The sequence below is a fragment of the Caldimonas thermodepolymerans genome (assembly GCF_015476235.1).
Lineage (GTDB): Bacteria > Pseudomonadota > Gammaproteobacteria > Burkholderiales > Burkholderiaceae_C > Caldimonas > Caldimonas thermodepolymerans.
Genome location: NZ_CP064338.1, coordinates 2,801,220 through 2,821,134, shown reverse-complemented (window position 1 = coordinate 2,821,134; position 19,915 = coordinate 2,801,220). Strand labels below are relative to the sequence as shown.

Annotated in this window: 16 protein-coding genes; 6 read left to right on the top strand and 10 right to left on the bottom strand. The window is 72.2% G+C overall.

From position 1 onward, the window contains the following. Positions 1 to 92: 92 nt before the first annotated feature. Both IS481_RS13295 and IS481_RS13290 read left to right on the top strand, forming a co-directional pair. Complete coding sequence (locus IS481_RS13295; RefSeq protein WP_104355885.1) at positions 93 to 1,391, top strand: glycerate kinase type-2 family protein; 1,299 nt, start codon at positions 93 to 95, stop codon at positions 1,389 to 1,391. 107 nt (positions 1,392 to 1,498) lie between these two features. Continuing rightward, on the top strand, positions 1,499 to 3,757 hold the full coding sequence (locus IS481_RS13290) for an ATP-binding protein (protein ID WP_104355884.1): 2,259 nt from the start codon (positions 1,499 to 1,501) through the stop codon (positions 3,755 to 3,757). Here the strand turns inward: IS481_RS13290 and IS481_RS13285 are convergent. Then, a complete protein-coding gene (locus tag IS481_RS13285; RefSeq protein WP_104355883.1) occupies positions 3,754 to 4,317 on the bottom strand; it encodes a hemerythrin domain-containing protein in 564 nt (187 codons plus the stop codon). The two genes, IS481_RS13290 and IS481_RS13285, sit on opposite strands and share 4 nt — an antisense overlap. Positions 4,318 to 4,549: 232 nt before the next feature. On the opposite strand from IS481_RS13285, the gene IS481_RS13280 reads away from it, so the two are divergent. Further along, positions 4,550 to 5,317, top strand: a complete 768-nt coding sequence (locus IS481_RS13280) for a Crp/Fnr family transcriptional regulator (RefSeq protein ID WP_146079504.1) — start codon at positions 4,550 to 4,552, stop codon at positions 5,315 to 5,317. Positions 5,318 to 5,367: 50 nt separating this feature from the next. On the opposite strand, the gene IS481_RS13275 is transcribed toward IS481_RS13280, so the two are convergent. The 4 genes from IS481_RS13275 to IS481_RS18385 are packed head-to-tail and all read right to left on the bottom strand — an operon-like array spanning position 5,368 to position 10,675. Next, complete coding sequence (locus IS481_RS13275; protein ID WP_104355881.1) at positions 5,368 to 6,597, bottom strand: hybrid sensor histidine kinase/response regulator; 1,230 nt, start codon at positions 6,595 to 6,597, stop codon at positions 5,368 to 5,370. Then, positions 6,587 to 7,240 carry a chemotaxis protein CheB gene (locus IS481_RS13270; protein WP_104355965.1) on the bottom strand — a complete coding sequence of 218 codons (654 nt, stop codon included), beginning with the start codon at positions 7,238 to 7,240 and terminating at the stop codon, positions 6,587 to 6,589. The genes IS481_RS13275 and IS481_RS13270 overlap by 11 nt, the downstream gene beginning before the upstream one ends. An 8-nt stretch (positions 7,241 to 7,248) precedes the next feature. Continuing rightward, entirely contained in the window at positions 7,249 to 8,073 is an 825-nt protein-coding gene (locus IS481_RS13265; RefSeq protein ID WP_104355880.1) for a CheR family methyltransferase, read from the bottom strand. A 7-nt stretch (positions 8,074 to 8,080) separates the two neighbouring features. Beyond that, positions 8,081 to 10,675: a response regulator gene (locus IS481_RS18385; protein WP_336470030.1), complete on the bottom strand. Its 2,595-nt coding sequence runs from the start codon at positions 10,673 to 10,675 to the stop codon at positions 8,081 to 8,083. Here IS481_RS18385 and IS481_RS18380 point away from each other — a divergent pair. Further along, positions 10,674 to 11,234: a hypothetical protein gene (locus tag IS481_RS18380; RefSeq protein ID WP_232529288.1), complete on the top strand. Its 561-nt coding sequence runs from the start codon at positions 10,674 to 10,676 to the stop codon at positions 11,232 to 11,234. The genes IS481_RS18385 and IS481_RS18380 overlap by 2 nt on opposite strands. A gap of 111 nt (positions 11,235 to 11,345) precedes the next feature. Here the strand turns inward: IS481_RS18380 and IS481_RS13255 are convergent, their stop codons facing one another. Genes IS481_RS13255 through xdhA form a run of 5 tightly spaced genes read right to left on the bottom strand, consistent with a single transcriptional unit; the run spans position 11,346 to position 17,545 of the window. Next, positions 11,346 to 12,257 (bottom strand): transglycosylase SLT domain-containing protein, encoded by a 912-nt coding sequence (locus IS481_RS13255; protein WP_104355879.1) that lies wholly within the window; start codon positions 12,255 to 12,257, stop codon positions 11,346 to 11,348. 10 nt (positions 12,258 to 12,267) lie between these two features. Continuing rightward, positions 12,268 to 12,915 carry a DsbA family oxidoreductase gene (locus IS481_RS13250; RefSeq protein WP_104355878.1) on the bottom strand — a complete coding sequence of 216 codons (648 nt, stop codon included), beginning with the start codon at positions 12,913 to 12,915 and terminating at the stop codon, positions 12,268 to 12,270. Between the two features lie 12 nt (positions 12,916 to 12,927). Next, positions 12,928 to 13,761 carry a xanthine dehydrogenase accessory protein XdhC gene (gene xdhC, locus IS481_RS13245; RefSeq protein ID WP_104355877.1) on the bottom strand — a complete coding sequence of 278 codons (834 nt, stop codon included), beginning with the start codon at positions 13,759 to 13,761 and terminating at the stop codon, positions 12,928 to 12,930. Next, entirely contained in the window at positions 13,758 to 16,073 is a 2,316-nt protein-coding gene (gene xdhB, locus IS481_RS13240) for a xanthine dehydrogenase molybdopterin binding subunit (protein ID WP_104355876.1), read from the bottom strand. The genes xdhC and xdhB overlap by 4 nt, the downstream gene beginning before the upstream one ends. Next, positions 16,070 to 17,545 carry a xanthine dehydrogenase small subunit gene (gene xdhA / locus IS481_RS13235; RefSeq protein WP_104355875.1) on the bottom strand — a complete coding sequence of 492 codons (1,476 nt, stop codon included), beginning with the start codon at positions 17,543 to 17,545 and terminating at the stop codon, positions 16,070 to 16,072. Before xdhA ends, xdhB begins: the two co-directional genes overlap by 4 nt. 95 nt (positions 17,546 to 17,640) lie before the next feature. On the opposite strand from xdhA, the gene IS481_RS13230 reads away from it, so the two are divergent. Then, the gene (locus IS481_RS13230; protein ID WP_104355874.1) at positions 17,641 to 18,609 is read left to right on the top strand and encodes a LysR family transcriptional regulator; all 969 of its coding nucleotides are present in this window, start codon (positions 17,641 to 17,643) and stop codon (positions 18,607 to 18,609) included. Next, positions 18,606 to 19,907 (top strand): guanine deaminase, encoded by a 1,302-nt coding sequence (gene guaD / locus IS481_RS13225; RefSeq protein ID WP_104355873.1) that lies wholly within the window; start codon positions 18,606 to 18,608, stop codon positions 19,905 to 19,907. The genes IS481_RS13230 and guaD overlap by 4 nt, the downstream gene beginning before the upstream one ends. Positions 19,908 to 19,915 lie beyond the last annotated feature (8 nt).

Below are 19,915 nucleotides of genomic sequence, written 5' to 3'. Positions count from 1 at the left end.
AGGATGCCTGTCGGGCGTGAGGTCGGCGGCCGAAGCTGGCGAGGTCAGGCAGGCCGCGATAGGCTAGCGCAGTTTCCTTCTCCGAGCCTTTCATGCAAGCTTCGCGCAACATTCTGCTCGACCTTTTCCACGCCGCGGTGCGGCGCGCGTCGCCGGCGCATTGCCTGGCCCCGTACCTGCCGCCCCCGCCGCGCGGCCGCACGCTGGTGCTGGGAGCGGGCAAGGCCGGCGCGGCGATGGCGGCGGCCGTCGAAGCCGCCTGGCCAGCCGGGGCGCCGCTGTCGGGGCTGGTCGTGACGCGCTACGGCCACGTGCCGCCGCAGGCGCGCCTGCAGCGCATCGAGGTGGTCGAGGCCGCGCACCCGGTGCCGGACGACGCCGGCCGCCGCGCCGCGGAGCGCATCGCCGCGCTGGCGCAGGGGCTCACCGCCGACGACCTGGTGCTGTGCCTGATCTCGGGCGGCGGCTCGGCGCTGCTGTCGCTGCCGGCGCCGGGCGTGAGCCTGGCCGACAAGCAGCGCGTCAACCAGGCGCTGCTGCGCAGCGGGGCGACCATCGGCGAGATGAACTGCGTGCGCAAGCACCTCTCGGCGATCAAGGGCGGGCGGCTTGCGGCGCGCTGCGCGCCGGCGCGCGTGGTCACGCTGCTGATCTCGGACGTGCCGGGCGACGACCCGGCGGTGATCGCCAGCGGCCCCACGGTGCCGGACCCCACCACCTGCGCGGACGCGCTGCGCATCCTGGAGCGCTACCGCATCGAGGTGCCGCCCGAGGTGCGAGCGGCGCTGGCCGACGGCCGGCTGGAGACGCCCAAGCCGGGCGACCCGCGCTTTGCCGGGCACGAGGTGCACCTGGTCGCGACGCCGCGCCAGTCGCTCGAGGCCGCCGCGCAGGCGGCGCGTGACGCGGGGCTGGCCGCCTACGTCCTCAGCGACCAGATCGAGGGCGAGTCGCGCGTGGTCGGGCAGGTGCACGCGGCGCTGGCGCGCCACGTGGCCCGCCACGGGCAGCCGTTTGCCGCGCCCTGCGTGCTGCTGTCCGGAGGCGAGACCACGGTCACGGTGCAGGGCCGGGGCGGCCGCGGCGGACGCGCCACCGAGTTCCTGCTCGGCGCGGCGCTGGCCCTGCAGGGCGAGGCGGATGTCCACGTGCTGGCCGCGGATACCGACGGCATCGACGGCTCCGAAGACAACGCCGGCGCCATCGTCGCGCCCGACACGCTGCAGCGCGCTGCCGCGCTGGGGCTGGACGCGCGTGCCTGCCTCGACCGCAACGACAGCTACGGCTTCTTCGCGGCGCTCGGTGACTTGGTCGTCACCGGTCCGACGTACACGAACGTGAACGATTTCCGCGCCCTGCTGGTGGGCGCGCCGCCGGCTTCCTGCGGTTGACACCCTCTTACGCTTGCAGCCTGGGCTGCGGCAAGGGGCGCGAGGCACAATGCCGGAGTCATGCACTTCCCGTATCGGACGATTCCTTGCTCCGTGGGCACGACCCGATGAGCTGGAGCCCCTCGCTGCTGAGCCTGCTGCGCGGTGGCCTGGGTCTGGACGGCCCGGCTGAATTCGATCGCTGGTGGGCCACGCTGCCCGAGGCCGAGCCGGTGCGGCGTGCGCAGGAGCTGCAGCGGTTGCGAGCCTGGGTGGAGGCGTTGTGCGCCTCGCATGCCCGGCTCGAAGCGCGCCTCGAACACGCCGAAGCCGCGCTGCGGTCCGGACGCCGCCGTGACGAGCGCCTGGAGCTGGCGCTGCGCAGCGTCAGCGACGCGCTGTGGGACTGGAACCTCGTCGACGACAGCCTGTACGTCAGCCCGCGGCTGTACGAGATGCTCGGCTACCAGCCCCGCGAGATCACGCTGGATCCGTCCTCCTGGCGCGAGCGCATGCACCCGGACGACCGTGCCGACGTGCACGAGCGCCTGCAGGCGCACCTGCGCGGCGACGTGCCGGGCTACGAAGCCGAGTTCCGCGTGCGCGACCGGGAGGGCCACTGGCGCTGGGTGCATTCGCGCGGGCGCGTGGTGCAGCGCGATGCCGCGCAGCAGCCGCTGCGCATGGTGGGCACCTACACCGACGTGACCGACCGCCGCAGCGCTGAGGAGGAGGTGCTCAACCAGCTGCGCTTCATCGAGGAGCTGGTCGAGATCATCCCCAGCCCGGTGTACTTCAAGGACCGCCTGGGGCGTTACATCGGCTGCAACCGCGCCTGCGAGGCGCTGTTCGAGCTGCGTCGCGAGGACTTCCTCGGGCTGAGCGCGGCCGACCTGCGCCCGGACAGCGGCGGTCGCGAGGAGGAGGCCCACGACGAGCAGCTGTATGCTAGCGGCGGTATCCAGACCTACGAGACGCGCCTGACGCTGCCCAGCGGCGAGGTGCGCGACGTCATCTACAGCAAGACGCCGTTCACCGGCGCCAACGGCGAGATCGGCGGCATCCTCGGCGTGATCACCGACATCACGCAACAGAAGCGCGTCGAGAGCGAGCTGCGCGAGGCCAAGGCCGCGGCCGAGGAGGCCAGCCGCGCCAAGAGCGAGTTCCTGGCCAACATGAGCCACGAAATCCGCACGCCGATGAACGGCATCATGGGCCTGGTGGACCTGACGCTGGAGACCCCGCTGACCGACACGCAGCGGCGCTACCTGACGCTGGTGAAGTCCTCGGCGGTCGCCCTGCTGAACATCATCAACGACATCCTGGACCTGTCGCGCATCGAGGCCGGCCGCATGAGCGTCGAGCACCTGGCCTTCGACGTGCGCACGCTGCTGCAGGAAGCGATCGCGCCGCTGGAACCGCGCGCGCGCGAGAAGCACCTGCAGCTCAACTGCCTGGTCGCCCCCGACGTGCCGCCGCGGCTGGTGGCCGACCCGCTGCGGCTGCGGCAGATCATCGTCAACCTGGTCGGCAACGCGATCAAGTTCACGCGCCAGGGCCGCATCGACGTCTCGGTGTGGCCCGAAGGGCAGGGCGGCTCGGCCGTGCTGCACCTGGCGGTCAGCGACACCGGCGTGGGCATCGCCCCCGACAAGCTGGAGCGCATCTTCGAATCCTTCACCCAGGCCGACAGCTCGACCACCCGCGAGTTCGGCGGCACCGGGCTGGGGCTGACGATCTCGCGCCGGCTGGCCGAGGCCATGGGCGGGCAGCTGTGGGCCGAAAGCGAGGTCGGCAAGGGCAGCCGCTTCCACCTGACGCTGCCGCTGCTGCGCGTGGACCCCGGGGAGGACGACGACCCGGAGGCCGCTCGCGAGTGGGCCGTCGCCGCCGCGCAGAACCTCAACCTTTCGCACGACAAGGCGCGTTCGCGCTTCGAGTCGACCGCCTACCGGGGGTTGGCCGGGCTGGAAGCGGACGCCGCGCCCGATGCGGGCAGCGGCCTGCACGTGCTGCTGGTCGACGACCATGCGGTCAACCGCTTCGTGGCGACCACCCTGATCCGGCGCCTGGGGCACCGAGTCACCTGCGCCGTCAGCGCCGCCGAGGTGCTGCAGCTGTGCGAGGCCGAGGGCTTCGACCTCATCTTCATGGACCTGCAGATCCCCGGCATGAGCGGCATCGAGCTCACGCACCGCATCCGCGCGATGGAAGCCATGCGCGGCGGGCATTGCCCCATCGTCGCGCTGACCGCGCACGCGATGCCGCTGGACCGCGTGCGCTGCCTGGAAGCGGGGATGGACGACTACCTCACCAAGCCGGTCGAGCAGGACCGGCTGCGCGGCGTGCTGCAGCTGGTCAGCCGCGCGCGCGGCCGCCACGCCTAGCGGCGGCCGGGCAGGTCCTGCATGCCGGGCGCGGGTGCGCCGCGGCGTCGTGCCATCTCGGCACCGATGGCCGGCAGAGCGGCTGCGTCGATCTGTTGCCGCGCGACCGGGTAGACCTGCTCGTCCTCGAGGCGCAGGTGGGCCTCGTAGAGCGCGACGAAGCGCTGGATGCGCCCGGCATCGGCCTCGTCCAGCGTGTCGGCCTCGCCGTCGGCGAGCCGCTGCAGGCCCGGGCGCAAGGCCGCCCAGGCCCGCGCCATCTCGCGATGCTCCTGCTGCAGCTGCCGCACCGCCGCCTGCACGGCGGCCGGGCCGCACGCCAGCAGCGGCGGAAACACGTGGCGCTCCTCGTCCTCGTGGTGGTGCGGGGCGGCCAGGTCGAAGTAGCGCAGCACGTCGGCGGCCGCCTGGCGCGCCGGGGCATCGTTGCCGTGCGCCTGCAGGTGCGGTACCAGAAGCGTCAGCCGCCGCAGGCTGCGGCGCACGCGATCGTGGCAGGCGGCGAGCATCTCGAACGGCTGGTCGAAGCTCGCGGCGGGGCTGGAAAAGCCGGGCAGCATGCGGTGTCCTCGCTGGAGGCGCCCATTGTGCGGCCGGGTCCGTCCGCCTGCTTGAGTCAGGTCAAGCAGGCCTGCTGCCGGCAGGGTGGGGCCGGTGCCCCCGGGGCCGCGGGGCAGACCTGGCGCAAGTCGGCGGGAATCCGGCCGGTGGCCGTGAGGCTTTCTTGAGCCAGCGCAACGTCCCGCGGCGGGCTTGCCGCCAAAGTCCGCATCACGCCGAGGAGCCCTCAACGTGAGTACCGTGTCTGCTTCCCTCATCGATCGCCAGCCGCCGCGCCTGCCGGTGCAGCTCGACCACCCGCCCGGACGCGCGATCCCGCTCGATGCGCGCACCGCCATGCTGCAGGCGGCGTTGCAGCCTGCCCGGGTGCCGCGCGAGGCGGCGCTGGCGCTGGCGCGGGAGGCCGTCGAGCACACGCTGCCGCCGGGCTGCCCGGTGCTCAGCCGCGGTGACGCGGCACATGCGCTGTGGCTGGTCGCGTCGGGGCAGGTGGCGCTGGGCACGATGTCGCAGGGGCGGCTGACGCAGCAGACGCGGCGCGTGGAGCCGGGCCAGTGGCTGGACGTGGCCAGTGCCTGGCTGAACGGCCGCTACCTGGAAGACGCGTGCACGCAGAGCGACGTGCTGCTGTGGTCCTTCCCGCTCGAGGCGGTGCGCGCCCTGTGCATTGAGCACCCGCTGCTGGCCGAGGGGCTGATCACGGTGCTGGCCGTGCGCGTGCGCGACCTGACCGAGGGCACGCTCGGCCTGATGCAGAAGGATGCCGAGGCGCGCTGCGCGACCTGGCTGCTGCAGCACGCCGAGCTGCGCCCCGGCCGCGAGGGGGCGGTGGTGGTGCTGCGCGAGCGCAAGCGCGCCATCGCCTCGCAGCTGGCAGTCACGCCCGAGACCTTCTCGCGCGTGCTGCGCCAGCTGCGCGAGAAGCAGATCATCGAAGTCGCCGGCTACACGGTGCGCGTGCTGCAGCTCGACGCGCTGCGGCGGATCGCCGGCGACTGATCGAACGGACCGGCACCGGTCCGACCGGCTCCTCGTCGAGGGCTGCCTGATCAGGCAGGGGGAGGAGGAGTCGTCGTGCGCGTTCCGTGCCGGGCCTCCGACGGAGGCCAGGCAGGGGACGCGCCCGGCCCTTCGGCCGCCGCAGGCGGCTCGCCGATCGCCAGCGCCGGCGGGGCGTCGCTGGCCGCGTGCCCGCCGTGGCGCGGCAGCGTGACTTCCAGCACCGTGCCGTGCTCCGGGCTGGAGTGCACCACCACCTGGCCGCCGTGCGCGGTGATGAAGCGTTCGACGATGTACAGCCCGAGGCCCAGCCCGCCGGGCGTGGTGCCGTCGCAGCGGTGGTAGGGCTCGAACAGCCGTGTCATCACCGAAGGCGGGATCACCCCCTGGTTGTGCACGGCGACCTTCAGCACCTCGGCCTGCGTGCCGTCGAGCCGCACGTGCACCGGGCTGTGCGCGTCGCCATGCTCGAGCGCGTTGCCGACCAGGTTGGCCAGCACCTGCAGCGTGCGGTCGACGTCGAAGCGGCCGCACAGGTCGCCCTCGGCCTGCACCTGCACGCGGGCCGAGGCACCACCCAGGTCCAGCTCGGCGAGGATCTGCTCGCACAGGGCCGACAGGTCGGCCTGGGTGTAGCTCAGCCGCAGGCCGCCGCTGCGCAGCCGCGAGACGTCGAGCAGCTGCTCGACCATGCGCGACATGCGGGCGCTGCTCGACTTGAGGCGCTGGCCGATGGTGCGCGAGATCTCGTCCTTGCCCTGCATCAGCAGCAGCTCGGCGCTGAGCTTGACCACCGACAGCGGCGTGCGCAGGTCGTGGCTGAGCACGGCGGTGAACATCTCGTTGAGCTGCAGGGCCCGTTGCAGCTCCTCCATCTGCTGCGCCAGCTGGCGACGCTGCCGGTGCATCTCGATGAACACGTTGATCTTGCTGACCAGCACGTGCGGCTCGACCGGCTTGTGCAGGAAGTCCACCACGCCGGCGTCGTAGCCGCGGAAGGAGCGCTGCTGGTCCGCCGCTGCCGCGGTCAGGAAGATGATCGGGATGTGCCGGGTGCGCTGCGATCCGCGCACCAGCTCGGCCAGCTCGAAGCCGTCCATCCCGGGCATGTGCACGTCGAACAGCGCGGCGGCCACGTCGTGCTGCAGCAGCATCTCCAGCACCTCGGTGCCGGAGCGGGCGCGCAGCACGCGCACGCCGGGGCGGTTCAGCAGTGCCTCCATCGCGACGAGGTTCTGCTCGATGTCGTCAACGACCAGGAGATGGATGTCAGGTTCCATGGCGCTCATCTCGCGGTTCGCCGGTCGGCGGGTGGGGGTGGTGGGACGTGCCGGAGAGCAGGGCAAGTTGCCTGCCCATCTCCTCCAGCGTGTAGACGGCGTCGGCGCCGGCCATCTGCAGCGCGGCCTGCGGCATCGTCGGGTGGGCGGCGCTGTCGGGCCGCTGCACCCAGGCGGTGCCGCCGGCGCGGCGCACCGCCGCCAGCCCGGCGGCACCGTCGGCGCTGGCGCCGGTCAGCACGATGGCCAGCAGCGCCTCGCCGTAGGCCGCGCTGGCCGATTCGAACAGCGGGTCGATCGCCGGGCGCGAATAGAGCACCGGCGGGTCGACCGACAGCGCCAACGTGCCGTCGGTCTCGACCAGCAGGTGGTAGTCGGGCGGGGCCAGGTACACCGTGCCGGGCCGGATCCGTTCCTTGTCCAGCGCCTCGCGCACCGGCACCGCGCAGCGCGCATCCAGCATCGAGGCCAGCGGGCTGGGGTGGCGCGGCGGCAGGTGCAGCACCACCAGGACCGGCCGGGCGAAGTCCGCCGGCAGGCGCGGCAGCAGCGTGCCCAGCGCTTCCACACCGCCCGCGGAGGCGCCGATCGCGATGGCGCGGCAGCGTCCGGCAGCGGCGCAGGGCGGGGGCGCGACGACCATGTGCGGCTTCATCGGCGGCGGTAGATGCGGTGCTCGGGCACCAGGTCCTCGAACGCCTCGGCATGCGCGGTGAAGCGCACGGTCTCGTGGCTGCCCAGGCCCAGGAAGCCGCGCCGCACCAGCGCGTCGTGGAACAGGCCGAGCGCGCGGTCCTGCAGCGCGCGGTTGAAGTAGATCAGCACGTTGCGGCACGAGACCATCTGCACCTCCGAGAACACGCTGTCCGTGGCCAGGCTGTGGTCGGCGAACACCACCTGCTTGCGCAGGCGCCGGTCGAACGCCGCGGCGTCGTAGCCGGTGACGAGGTAGTCCGACAGCGACCGGCGCCCGCCCGCCTGCCGGTAGTTGGCGCTGAACCGGGCGATGCGGTCAAGGGGGTAGATGCCGGCCTCGGCCGTGCGCAGCGCGACCGGGTTGATGTCGGTGGCGTAGAAGACCGTGCGCTCGAGCAGGTCTTCCTCGTCGAACAGCACCGCCAGCGACCACAGCTCCTCGCCGGTGCTGCAGCCGGCCACCCACACCTTCAGCGACGGGTAGGTCTTCAGCACCGGCACGACCTCCTGGCGCAGCGCCAGGAAGTAGCCGGGGTCGTGGAACAGCTCGCTGACCTGCACGGTGAAGAACTGCAGCATCTGCGCGAACACGCGGCGGTCGTGCAGCACCCGGTGCTGCAGCTCCGAGATGCTGGTGCAGCCGAAGTGCTCCATGGCCTGCTGCATGCGCCGGCGCAGCGAGGCGGTGGCGTAGTTGCGGAAGTCGTGCTGGTAGACCTGGTACACGCCTTCCAGCAGCAGCCGCACCTCGATGTCGAACAGCCGGGTGTCCTCGTCCATGGCGGTCCTACTTGCGCACCCACACCCGGCACAGCGACACCAGGCGGTCCACGTCGATGGGCTTGGCGATGTAGTCGTCCGCACCGGCCTCGAGGCAGCGCTCGCGGTCGTCGGGCATGGCCTTGGCCGTCAGCGCGATGACCGGCAGCGACTGCAGCACCGGGTCCGCGCGCAGGTGCCGGATCGTGGTCAGGCCGTCCATCTCCGGCATCATCAGGTCCATCAGCACCAGGTCGACGCGCTCGAGCTGCTGCAGCCGCTCGAGCGCCTCGCGGCCGTTGCGCGCGAGCTCGAGCTGCACGCCGAGCGGCTCGAGCACGCTCGCCAGCGCGAACACGTTGCGCACGTCGTCCTCGACCAGCAGCACGGTGCGGCCGTCGAGCACCGAATCGCGCGTGCGCGCCTGCTGCAGCAGGCGCTGCTGGTCCGGCGGCAGGCTGGACTCCACGCTGTGCAGGAACAGCGTCACCTCGTCGAGCAGGCGCTCCGGCGAGCGTGCGCCCTTGATGATGATGGAGCGCGAGTAGCGCCGCAGCTGCTGTTCTTCCCCGGGCGTCAGCGAGCGGCCGGTGTAGACGATCACCGGGGGGAAGGAGTACTCGGTGCTGCGCGACATCGCCTCGAGCAGGTCGTAGCCGCTGCCGTCGGGCAGCGCGAGGTCCATCACGACGCAGTCGTAGGTGTGGCTCGACAGCTGGTCCAGCGCGTCGGCGACGGTGCCGGAGGTGGTGATCTCGGCCTGCGTGGCCCCGAGCAGCGCGCGGATGCTGTCGCGCAGCGAAGCGTCGTCCTCCACCACCAGCACGCGGGCGCGGCGGCGGTCCAGGCGCTCCTCGATCCTGCGGATCACGCCGGCCAGCTGCGAGCGGTCCACCGGCTTGACCGCATAGCCGATCGCGCCCAGTTCCAGCGCGGTCTGCACGCGGTCGTGCAGCGACACCACGTGCACCGGGATGTGGCGCGTGGCCGGGTCGCGCTTGAGCTGCTCCAGCACGCTCAGGCCCGACTGGTCCGGCAGGCTCATGTCGAGCAGGATGCCGGCCGGCTGGAAGCGCTGCGCCGGCTGCAGTGCCTCGGCGCCGGTGTCGGCCAGCAGGCAGTCGAAGTCCAGCTCGTGCACCAGGGTGTAGAGCACCTCGGCAAAGCGTGCGTCGTCCTCCACCGCGAGGATCACCCGCTGCGGCCGTTGCAGGCGGTGGCGGTCGTCGCGCGCGGCCTGCGCGGGCACCGGGGCGGGATGCGGGGCCGGCGGCGGGGCCTGCGGCAGCTGCAGCACCACCGGCAGTTCGAGCGTGAACACGCTGCCCTGGCCGGGCGCGCTCTGCAAGCGGATCTCGCCGCCCAGCTGGTGCGCCAGCTCGCGCGAGATCGACAGCCCGAGGCCGGTGCCGCCGTACTTGCGGCTGGTCGAGCCGTCGGCCTGGCGGAAGGCCTCGAACACCACCTCGTGCTGCTCGGGCGCGATGCCCACGCCGGTGTCGCGCACCGCGAAGGCGATGCGCCCGGGCAGCGGCTGGAACACCTCCAGCGCCACCGCGCCCCGCTCGGTGAACTTGACCGCATTGGACAGCAGGTTGCGCAGCACCTGCTGCAGGCGCTGGTCGTCGGTCAGCAGCGTCTCGCCCACGGCCGGATCGACGCGCGTGGTCCATTGCAGCCCCTTGTGCTCGGCCATCGGCGCGAAGATGTCGTGCAGGCGCTGCACCACTTCGGCCACCGCGACGCGCTCGAGGTTCGGCTCCACGTGACCGGCCTCGATCTTGGCCAGGTCCAGGATGTCGTTGATCAGCCGCAGCAGGTCGTTGTTGGCCGAGTGGATGGAGCGCGCGAACCTGACCTGTTCGTCGCTGAGGTTGCCGTCGCGGTTGTCGGCCAGCAGCTTGGACAGGATCAGCGAGCTGTTGAGCGGCGTGCGCAGCTCGTGCGACATGTTGGCGAGGAACTCGGACTTGTGGCGGTTGGCCTTCTCCAGCTCCTTGGCCTTGAGCTGCAGCGCCTGCTGCGCGATCACCAGGTCCTGGCGCTGGCGCTCCAGCCGCTGCGCCTGCTCCTCCAGCCGCGCGTTGGTCTGCTCCAGATCGGCCTGGTGTGCCTCGAGCCGCGCCTGCGATTCCTGCAGCGCCCGGCTCTGTTCTTCCAGTTCCTCGTTCGAGACGCGCAGCTCCTCCTGCTGCGCCTGCAGCTCCTCGCTCTGGCGCTGGGTCTGCTCCAGCAGCTCGGCCATGCGCTGCCGGTACAGCGCCGAGCGCAGCGCCACGGCGACCGGCTCGCCGACCTGCACGGCCAGCTGGCGGATGGCCTCGGCGTTGGCCGGGGTGCCGATGAAGCCCAGCTCGATCACGCCGCAGACCTTGGCGTCGACCTGCAGCGGTGCGACCAGGACCGCCCCCGGGGCCGAGCTGCCGAGCGCCGAGCTGATGCGCAGGTGCTGCGCCTGCAGGCCGTCCAGCCAGCGCGGCTGGCCGTCGTGCGCCGCTTGGCCGGCCAGGCCCTCGCCCAGGCGCGTCGGGGCGAGCGCGGTGACGGGCAGGGCCAGGGAGTAACTCCCGAGCGCATGCAGGGTGAACTCCCGAGCGCATGCAGGGTGAACTCCCGAGCGCATGCAGGGTGTCGTCTTCCAGGCGATGCAGCACCGCGACCGCGGCACCGGTGTAGCGGGCCAGCGCGGTGCAGGCGGACTGGCCGAGCTCGGCGAGGCTCTGTTCGCCGGCCAGGCTTTGCGTGACCGTGGTCTCGCCCTGCTGCAGCCACAACTGCAGCTGTTCGTGGGCGCGGCCGCGCAGCACGCGGTGCACCAGGATCGCCGTGCTCCAGATCGCCACCAGTCTCATCGAGCGGTTGACGATCACCTGCATCAGGCTGCCGCTGGGCGGCGAGAAGAACAGGCCGACGACGACCAGCACGGTGGCGATCGCAGCGACCACCAGCGGCACCACGAGGCGCGGCTGCAGCATGGACAGCGCCACCGGCAGCAGGTAGAGCACCCATTCGGCGACGCCCAGCCGGGTGACCAGGTCCACGGCGAAGATGGCTGCCGTGATCAGGCCGATGAGGAGGTAGACGGGCAGGGAGGAGGCAGGATGGGCGGGCATGCAGTCGGGCGGGTCCGTCGGGGGCCGCCGGACGGCCGGCGGGCGTGCCGACCCATTCTTTCAGCGTGATGCACGGCAGGTGTAACAGAACGCTGGTTCATCCCGCACCTGCGGGGCGCCCTGCCGGCCGGACATCGGCGAACGCAGCAACGGGTGTGCCTGGGCGGCGGCCCCGCGCCCTCATCGTGCGCTGATCAGCCGCAGCGCTCGCGACGGCGCCGTGACCCGTGCGTCGTAGGGGTGCTGCGCCTGCCCGACCGCGTCGAGGATGCGCCGCACGTAGGCGCGGGTTTCCAGGTAGGGCGGGATGCCGCGGTAGCGCTCGACCTTGCCTTCGCCGGCGTTGTAGGCCGCCGCCACCAGCGCGACGTCGCCTTCGAAGTAGGCGAGCAGCCAGCGCAGGTAGGCGAGCCCGCCGCGGATGTTCTGCTCGGGATCGTAGGGGTTGCGCACGTTGAAGCGCGCCGCGGTCTCGGGGATCAGCTGCATCAGGCCCTTGGCGTTGCGCGGCGACAGCGCGACGATGTCGAAGTTCGATTCGGCCTGGATGATGGCCAGCGCCAGCTCGGGCCGCACGCCGAACTCGGGTGCCAGCTTCAGCACCAGGTCGCGCACGTCCTTGGGGGCGGTCGCCAGCAGCCCGGGCGCCGGATCGGCCTTGGCCGCCTGCAGCGTCGGTGGCGGCGGGACGGTCTCGCGCATGCAGGGCGGCACCTCGTTGGGCGGGCCGCCGACCATGCGCAGCATGTGCTGTGCCTGCTCGAAGCCCTGCTCGGCGGCGGCGTGGAAGAAGAAGGCCGCGGTGGCGTCGCTGCGCGGCACGCCGCGGCCGTGGGCGTACATCCAGCCCAGGTTGAACTGCGAGACCGGGTCGCCCAGGCGCGCGGCCTTGCAGTACAGCTCGGCGGCGCGGGCGCCGTCCTGCGGCACGCCATTGCCGTGCTCGTAGCTGGCGGCCTCGGTGCGCAGCAGGGTGATGACGAGGTGTTCGTCCCGCGCGGGCAAGGTGGTATCGGCGGCGCTGCCGGCCGGGGCGAAGCCCAGCCACCCGCAGCCGGCGGCCGTCAGCACCCAGCGCGCCCAGCCCCGCACCGGTGCCCCCTCAGGCGTTTTCCGCCGCGGCGATCTGCCGCAGCGCGCGCTCGAACACGTCGGGCGGCTGGCCACCCGAGATCAGGTGGCGTTCGTTGACCACCACGCCCGGCACGGCCTGGATGCCGGCCTCCTGGTAGTAGCGCTGGCGCTCGCGCACCTCCTCGGCATACAGCCCCTGGTCGACCACGCGGGCGGCTTCGGCCTCGTCCAGCCCGGCCTCGGCGGCCGCGCGCAGCAGCACCGCGCGCTCGCCCGGGTTCTCGCCTTCGGTGAAGTAGGCCGCAAACAGCAGGTGCTGCAGCCGGCGCTGGGCGTCAGGGTCGACCAGCCCGGCCCAGTGCAGCAGGCGGTGGCAGTCGAAGGTGTTGTAGCTGCGCGTGCGCCGGTCCATGCGGAAGGTGAAGCCCACGGCCTCGCCGCGCTGGCGGATGGCCTCCTGGTTGCGGTCCACCTGCTCGGGCGTCAGGCCGTACTTGCTGCACAGGTACTCGGTCAGGTCCTTGCCTTCCGGCGGCGTGCCCGGGTCGAGTTCGAAGGGCTGGAAATGCAGCTCGACCGGGAAGTCGGGTCCCAGGCGCTCCAGCGCGATTTCCAGGGAATGCAGGCCGATGGCGCACCACGGGCAGACGACGTCGGAAACGAAATCGATTCTCATGATCCCGACATCCTAGGCGATGCGGGCGGGCTTTGCCGCCCCCGGACGCGGGGGGCCGTCCGGCACGACGCCGAGCTGCAGCAGCTGCGCGACCACCGCCACCGCGATCACCTCGGGCGCCTTGCCCTCGATGCCGGGCACGCCGATCGGGCAGGTCATGCGCTCGATGGCCTGCGGCGCGATGCCCTGTTCCAGCAGCCGGTGGGTGAAGCGGGCGCGCTTGGTCTGCGAGCCGATCAGCCCGAAGTAGCGGAAGTCGCCGCGGCGCAGGATGGCCTCGGTGATGCGCAGGTCCAGGTCGTGGCGGTGCGTGAGCACCAGGTAGCAGGCCCCGGGCGGGGCGGTGTCGACCTCGGCCTCCACCGCGTCGACGCAGACGCGCTCGACCTGTGGCGGCCAGCTGGCGGGGAATTCCGCCTCGCGCTCGTCGATCCACTGCACCTTGCATGGCAGCGTCGCGAGCAGCCGCACGATGGCGCGACCGACATGGCCGGCGCCGTACAGCTGCAGGTGGAACAGCGGCGCCTCGTCCGGCCAGCGTGCCAGTTCGGCGTCGCAAAGCGGCGCGAAGCGCAGCGTCACCACGCCGCCGCAGCACTGGCCGAGCGCGGGGCCGAGCGGGTAGCGCCGCTCGAAGGCGTCGCCGGGGCGCATCGCGAGGTGCCGGCGAGCCAGCTCGATGGCCTGCAGCTCGAGGTGGCCGCCGCCGATGGTGCCGCAGGTGCCGGCGGGGCCGACCAGCATGCGCGTGCCCGCCTCGCGCGGCACCGAGCCCTGCGTGGCGGCCACCTCGACCACCACCGCGGGCTCGCCGCGTGCCAGCCACTCGCGGGCGGTGTGTTTCATCGCTGCGCCCGGCGTGCCTTCACCGCGCGCAGCACCGACTCGGGCGTGGCCGGGGCGTCCAGCACCACCGGGTCGCGCCGTTGCGGCGCCACCGCGGCGATCGCATCGCGCAGGGCCTCGTAGACCGAGATCGCCAGCATGAAGGGCGGCTCGCCGACCGCCTTGGAGCGGAACACGCTCTCCTCGCGGTTGGGCTCGGGCCACAGCGAGACGTGGAAGTGCTCCGGCACGTCGCCGGCGGTCGGGATCTTGTAGGTGCTGGGGGCATGCGTGGTCAGCCGCCCCTCGGCGTTCCACTTCAGCTCCTCGGTGGTCAGCCAGCCCATGCCCTGCACGAAGCCGCCCTCGATCTGGCCGCGGTCCAGCGCCGGGTTCACGCTGCGCCCCACGTCGTGCAGGATGTCGACCGCCATCACGCGGTTCTCGCCGGTCAGCGTGTCGATCACCACCTCGGTGCAGGCCGCGCCGTAGGCGAAGTAGTAGAACGGCCGGCCCTGGAGGGTCTGCTTGTCGTAGTGGATCTTGGGCGTGGCGTAGAAGCCGTCGGACCACAGCTGCACGCGCGCCATGTACGCCTCGTGCGTCACCTCGGCGAACTCGCGGCTGCCCTGCGGCGTGATCACCTTGCCGCCGGCGAACACCACCGCCTCGGCCGGGCAGCCCTGCTGCGCCGCGACGAAGGCGGCCAGCCGCTGGCGGATCTGGCGCGCCGCGTACTGCGCGGCCTGGCCGTTCAGGTCGGTGCCGCTGGAGGCCGCGGTGGCCGAGGCGTTGGGCACCTTGTCGGTGGCGCTGGCGGTGATGCGCACCCGCTCGAACGGCACGCCCAGCTCGTCGGCGACGATCTGGCAGACCTTGGTGTGCAGGCCCTGGCCCATCTCGGTGCCGCCATGGTTGACCAGCACCGTGCCGTCGCTGTAGACGTGCACCAGCGCACCGGCCTGGTTGAACGCGGTGATCGTGAACGAGATGCCGAACTTGACCGGCGTGAGCGCCAGCCCGCGCTTGAGCACCGGGTGCTGCGCGTTCCACTGCGCGATGCGCTCGCGCCGTTCGCGGTAGCGGCACTCCTCGGCCAGACGCGCCACCAGCTGCGGGGCGATGTTGTCCTCGACCGTCATGCCGTAGGGCGTGACGTCGCGGCCCGGGCCGTAGAAGTTGCGCCGGCGCACCTCCAGCGGGTCCAGGCCCAGGTGCCGCGCGATGTCGCCCAGCACCGCCTCGGTGGCGATCATGCCCTGCGGCCCGCCGAAGCCGCGGAACGCGGTGTTGCTCTGCGTGTGCGTCTTGCAGCGGTACGAGTCGATCTGGACGTGCTCGAGGTAGTAGGCGTTGTCGATGTGCAGCACCGAGCGGTCGTTGACCGCGCCGGACAGGTCGGCCGAGAAGCCGCACTGCGAGGCCAGCTCCACCTGCAGCCCGAGGATGCGGCCTTCGCCGTCGAAGCCGACGCGGTAGCGGTACTGATAGTTGTGCCGCTTGCCGGTGATCATGAAGTCGTCCAGCCGCTCCAGGCGCAGCTTGACCGGCTGGCCGAACTTGCGCGCGGCCAGCGCCGCCCACACCGCCAGGTGCCCGGCCTGGGTTTCCTTGCCGCCGAAGCCGCCGCCCATGCGCCGGCATTCGACGCGCACGTGGTGGCCGTCCAGCCCCAGCGCGTGCGCCACCCAGTGCTGCACCTCGCCGGGGTGCTGGGTGGAGCTGTGGATCGTCCAGCCGTCCTGCTCCTGCGGGATCGCGTAGGCGATCTGGCCTTCCAGGTAGAAGTGCTCCTGGCCGCCGACCGCGAAGGCGCCTTCGAGGCGGTGCGGGGCGGCCGCGATGGCACCCGCGGCGTCGCCGCGTTTCAGGTGCACCGGCGGCAGCACGTAGCTCTGCGCGGCCATGGCCTCGTCGATGGTCAGCACCGCGGGCAGCGGCTCGATGTCGCACTGCACCTGGCGCGCCGCGGCGCGCGCGGCGTTGACGTCGGTGGCGACCACTAGGCCCACCACCTGGCCGACGTAGCAGACCTCGTCGATCGCGAACACCGGCTCGTCGCGCATCGGGGTGGGGAAGTAGCGGTCGCCGGGGATGTCCGCCGCGGTGACGAGGCCCACCACGCCGGGCTGCTGCAGGGCCTGTGCGGCGTCGATGCCGCGCAGCCGGCCGTGGGCGACCGGGCTCAGGATGGGGGCGGCGTGCAGGGTGCCCTTCAGTTCGGGCAGGTCGTCGATGTAGGTGGCCGCGCCGCTGACCTGGGCGCGCGCGCTTTCATGGACGACGGGCTGGCCGCACACGGCGGCGGGGGAAAGCAGGTCGGGCGCGTTCACGAGAGGGCTCCATCAAGGCTGGCCAGGGTCAGGCGCTCCAGTCGCAGCGGGGCGGCCGCGCCCTGGCTTTCGAGCCAGTAGCGCCACAGCAGGTTGCCGGCCGCCTCGCGGCGGTACTCTGCGCTGGCGCGCATGTCGCTGATCGGGGCGAACTCCTGCTGCAGCACCTGCATGGCCTGCTGCACGGTGGCTTCGGTCCAGGGTCGGCCGACCAGCGCGGCCTCGGTCTGCACCGCGCGCTTCGGGGTCGCGGCCAGGCCACCCGCGCCGATGCGGGCTCCGCGCACCGTGCCGGCGTCGATCTCCAGGCGGATCGCCAGGCACACCGCGGAGATGTCGTCCTCGAAGCGCTTGGACAGCTTGTAGGCGCGCAGCAGCCCGCGCGGCGGCAGCGGCACCCGCACGTGGGTCAGCACCTCGTCGGCGGCCAGCAGGTTCTGCCGGTAGCCGGTGTAGAAGTCCTCCAGCGCCAGCTCGCGCACGCCGCGCGTGCCTTGCAGCCGCAGCTGCGCGCCCAGCGCGATCAGCAGCGGCATCGAGTCACCGATCGGCGAGCCGTTGACCACGTTGCCGCCCAGGGTGCCGGACTCGCGCACCGGCCGGCCGGCAAAGCGCGCGAAGAAGTCCTGCAGCTGCGGCCAGTGCGCGGCCAGCACGGCAAAGGCGTCGCTCAGGCGCACCGCGGCGCCGATCTCGAGCGCGTCGGCACGCACCTCGACCTGCTGCAGCTCGCGCACGCCGGTCACGTCCAGCGTGGTGTCGAAGCGGCGGTGCATCTTGGTGACCCACAGGCCGACGTCGGTGCAGCCGGCGATCACCTGGGCTTGCGGGTGCGCGGCGCGCAGCTGCAGCAGCTGCGCCAGGGTCTGCGGTCGCAGCGCGCGGCCGCTGTCCAGTGCCGGGGCCTGCTGCAGGGCCTGCAGCTGCCGCACCACCGCGGCCTCGTCGAACGCCGGTGCGGGGTAGTCGGTCATCCGGCGGGTCGCGTCGACGATGGGGCGGTAGCCGGTGCAGCGGCACAGGTTGCCCGACAGCGCCTCGTGCGCCTCGCCGGTGTCCACCGGGTCGGTGTGGCCGCAGGCGCGGCGCTGCTGGTACAGCGCGAACATCGACATCGCGAAGCCGGGGGTGCAGAAGCCGCACTGGGTGGCGTGGCTGTCGACCAGCGCCTGCTGCACCGGATGCAGGCTGCCGTCGGCGCCGCGCAGGTCCTCCACGGTCCACAGGGCGCAGCCGTCGATGGAGCTGACGAAGCGGATGCAGCTGTTGATCGCGCGGTAGCGCAGGCGCTCGCGGTCCAGCTCGCCGAGCACCACGGTGCAGGCGCCGCAGTCGCCTTCGCCGCAGCCCTCCTTGGTGCCGGTGGCGCCGGCGTCTTCGCGCAGCCATTCGAGTAGGGTGCGGGTCGGCGGGACGTCGTTCAGCGAGACGATCCGGCCTCGGTAGTAGAAGCGCACGGGGCGGTCGGACATGGGGTGCTGCCAGTCATTGGTGGATACCCGAACGATACCCGCTTGCGTCCCTCTGTCTATACGAAAATGTGGATAGAAGATATTTCCCGCTGGATATGGCAATGCGCACCGGATTCGACAAGATCGAGCTCCATCTCGTCCGGATCCTGCATACCTTGATCACCGAACGCAGTGTCTCGCGCGCCGCGCTCAAGCTCGAGCTGTCCCAGCCCGCCGTCAGTGCCCACCTGCGGCGGCTGCGCGAGCTCACCGGCGACATGCTGCTGGTGCGCAGCGGCAACGGCATGGTGCCGACGCCGGTGGCCCTGGAGCTGGAGGCCCCGGCGGCGGAGCTGCTGCGCCAGGCCGACCGGCTGTTCGGCCGCCAGCAGTCCAGCCGCGGGTTCGACCCGGCCTCGAGCGACCTGGTGGTGCGCGTCGCCGCGAGCGACTACCTGGATCCGCTGTTCCTGCCCGAGCTGGTGACCTGGATCAAGCGCAGCGCCCCGGGCATGTCGCTGGAGCTGCTGCCGCTGACCGCCGAGTTCGACGTGCAGCGGCGCCTGGCCGACGCGGCGGTGGACCTGGTGATCGGCAATTGGCTCGAGCCGCCCGAGGACCTGCACCTGGGCCGGCTGCTGACCGACGAGGTGGTGTGCCTGGTCGCGCAGGACCACCCCGCGGTGCGCAACCCGCGCAGCTGGACGGTGGCGCGCTACCTCGCCTGCGAGCATGTCGCGCCGACCCCGCTGCATGCCGGCAGCGGCGCCCAGGGCGTCATCGATGCCCACCTGGCATCGCTGGGCTTGCGCCGCAACGTGACGGTGCGCAGTGCACACTTCGGCCAGATCCCGCACATGGTGGCCGACAGCCTGCTGGTGCTGACGACCGGGCGGCAGTTCTGCCAGCGCTACGTCGGGCAGCTTCCGGTGAAAATCGTGCGTTGTCCGGTGGCGGTGCCACCGATGAGTTATTACCAGCTGTGGCATGACCGCACCCACCTGTCCCCGGCCTACCGGTGGTTCCGGGAACAGGTGCGCGAGGTGGCGCGCAGCCTCGTCACCCGCAAAGAGATGACCCGATGACCGAACGCCTGGCCGTCCGCGCCGACCTGTTCGATTTCCCCGAGGACCCCGGTTGGCAGGTCGAGGCGCCCGCCGCGGTGCGCTACCTGCCCGACCACTGGCTGCTGGTGGAGGACGGCCGCATCGCCGGCACCCGCCCCGGCACCGAAGCGCCGGGTCCGGGCTGGCGCTGCATCGACCACCGCGGCCGGCTGCTGCTGCCGGGCTTCATCGACACCCACGTGCATGCCCCGCAGCTCGACGTGATCGCCAGCTACGGCACCGAGCTGCTCGAGTGGCTGAACACCTACACCTTCCCGGCCGAGTGCAAGTACGCCGACCCGGCCGAGGCCGAGCGCGGCTCGGCGCTGTTCCTCGACGCGCTGCTGGCGTCCGGCACGACCGCCGCGGCGGTGTTCCCGACGGTGCACAAGGTCTCGGCCGAGGCGCTGTTCGCCGCGGCCGCGCAGCGCCACATGCGCGTGCTGGCCGGCAAGGTGCTGATGGACCGCCACGCCCCAGACGGCCTGCGCGACGACGTGGCGCAGGCCGAGCGCGACTGCGTCGACCTGATCGAGCGCTGGCACGGCCGCGGCCGCGTGGCCTACGCGGTGACGCCGCGCTTTGCCGCCACCTCCACGCGCGAGCAGCTGGCGATGGCCGGCCGGCTGTGCGCCGCCTACCCGGACGTCTACATGCAGACCCACGTGGCGGAGAACCGCAGCGAGGTGCGCTGGATGGCCGAGCTGTTCCCCGAGGCGCGCAGCTACCTCGACATCTACGTGCGCCATGGCCTGATGACGCCGCGCTCGCTGTTCGCGCACGGCATCTGGCTGGACGACACCGACCGCGCCGTGCTGCGCGAGGCGGGCGCCTCGATCGCGTTCTGCCCGTCGAGCAACATGTTCATCGGCTCGGGCCTGTTCGACTGGGGCCGCACCGAAGGGCAGGGCGTGGCGGTGCACCTGGCCAGCGACGTCGGCGGCGGCACCTCGCTGTCGATGCTGCGCACCATCGCCGACGGCTACAAGGTGCTGGCGCTGCAGGGCCAGAAGCTCACCGCCTGGAAGGCGCTGTACACCGCCACCCACGGCGCGGCGCGGCACCTGCGACTGTCGCACGAGATCGGACACCTTTCGCCCGGTACACTGGCCGACTTCGTGGTGTGGGACTGGGCGCAAGGGCCCGTGGCCCGGCGGCGCATCGAAGTGGCGCGCGACTTGCATGAGCGCGTGTTTGCGTGGATGACGCTGGGCGACGAGCGCAACGTCGTCTCCACCTGGGTGGCGGGTCAGGAACGTTACCGCCGTCCGGAATGAACACCGCC

Excerpts from the sequence above, each read along its gene's own strand:
- IS481_RS13295 (WP_104355885.1), top strand. The coding sequence starts at position 93 with ATGCAAGCTTCGCGCAACATTCTGCTCGACCTTTTCCACGCCGCGGTG.
- IS481_RS13290 (WP_104355884.1), top strand. The coding sequence starts at position 1,499 with ATGAGCTGGAGCCCCTCGCTGCTGAGCCTGCTGCGCGGTGGCCTGGGT.
- IS481_RS13285 (WP_104355883.1), bottom strand. The coding sequence starts at position 4,317 with ATGCTGCCCGGCTTTTCCAGCCCCGCCGCGAGCTTCGACCAGCCGTTC.
- IS481_RS13275 (WP_104355881.1), bottom strand. The coding sequence starts at position 6,597 with ATGGAACCTGACATCCATCTCCTGGTCGTTGACGACATCGAGCAGAAC.
- IS481_RS13270 (WP_104355965.1), bottom strand. The coding sequence starts at position 7,240 with ATGGTCGTCGCGCCCCCGCCCTGCGCCGCTGCCGGACGCTGCCGCGCC.
- IS481_RS13265 (WP_104355880.1), bottom strand. The coding sequence starts at position 8,073 with ATGGACGAGGACACCCGGCTGTTCGACATCGAGGTGCGGCTGCTGCTG.
- IS481_RS18380 (WP_232529288.1), top strand. The coding sequence starts at position 10,674 with ATGCAGGGTGTCGTCTTCCAGGCGATGCAGCACCGCGACCGCGGCACC.
- IS481_RS18385 (WP_336470030.1), bottom strand. The coding sequence starts at position 10,675 with ATGCGCTCGGGAGTTCACCCTGCATGCGCTCGGGAGTTCACCCTGCAT.
- IS481_RS13250 (WP_104355878.1), bottom strand. The coding sequence starts at position 12,915 with ATGAGAATCGATTTCGTTTCCGACGTCGTCTGCCCGTGGTGCGCCATC.
- xdhC (WP_104355877.1), bottom strand. The coding sequence starts at position 13,761 with ATGAAACACACCGCCCGCGAGTGGCTGGCACGCGGCGAGCCCGCGGTG.
- xdhA (WP_104355875.1), bottom strand. The coding sequence starts at position 17,545 with ATGTCCGACCGCCCCGTGCGCTTCTACTACCGAGGCCGGATCGTCTCG.
- IS481_RS13230 (WP_104355874.1), top strand. The coding sequence starts at position 17,641 with ATGGCAATGCGCACCGGATTCGACAAGATCGAGCTCCATCTCGTCCGG.
- guaD (WP_104355873.1), top strand. The coding sequence starts at position 18,606 with ATGACCGAACGCCTGGCCGTCCGCGCCGACCTGTTCGATTTCCCCGAG.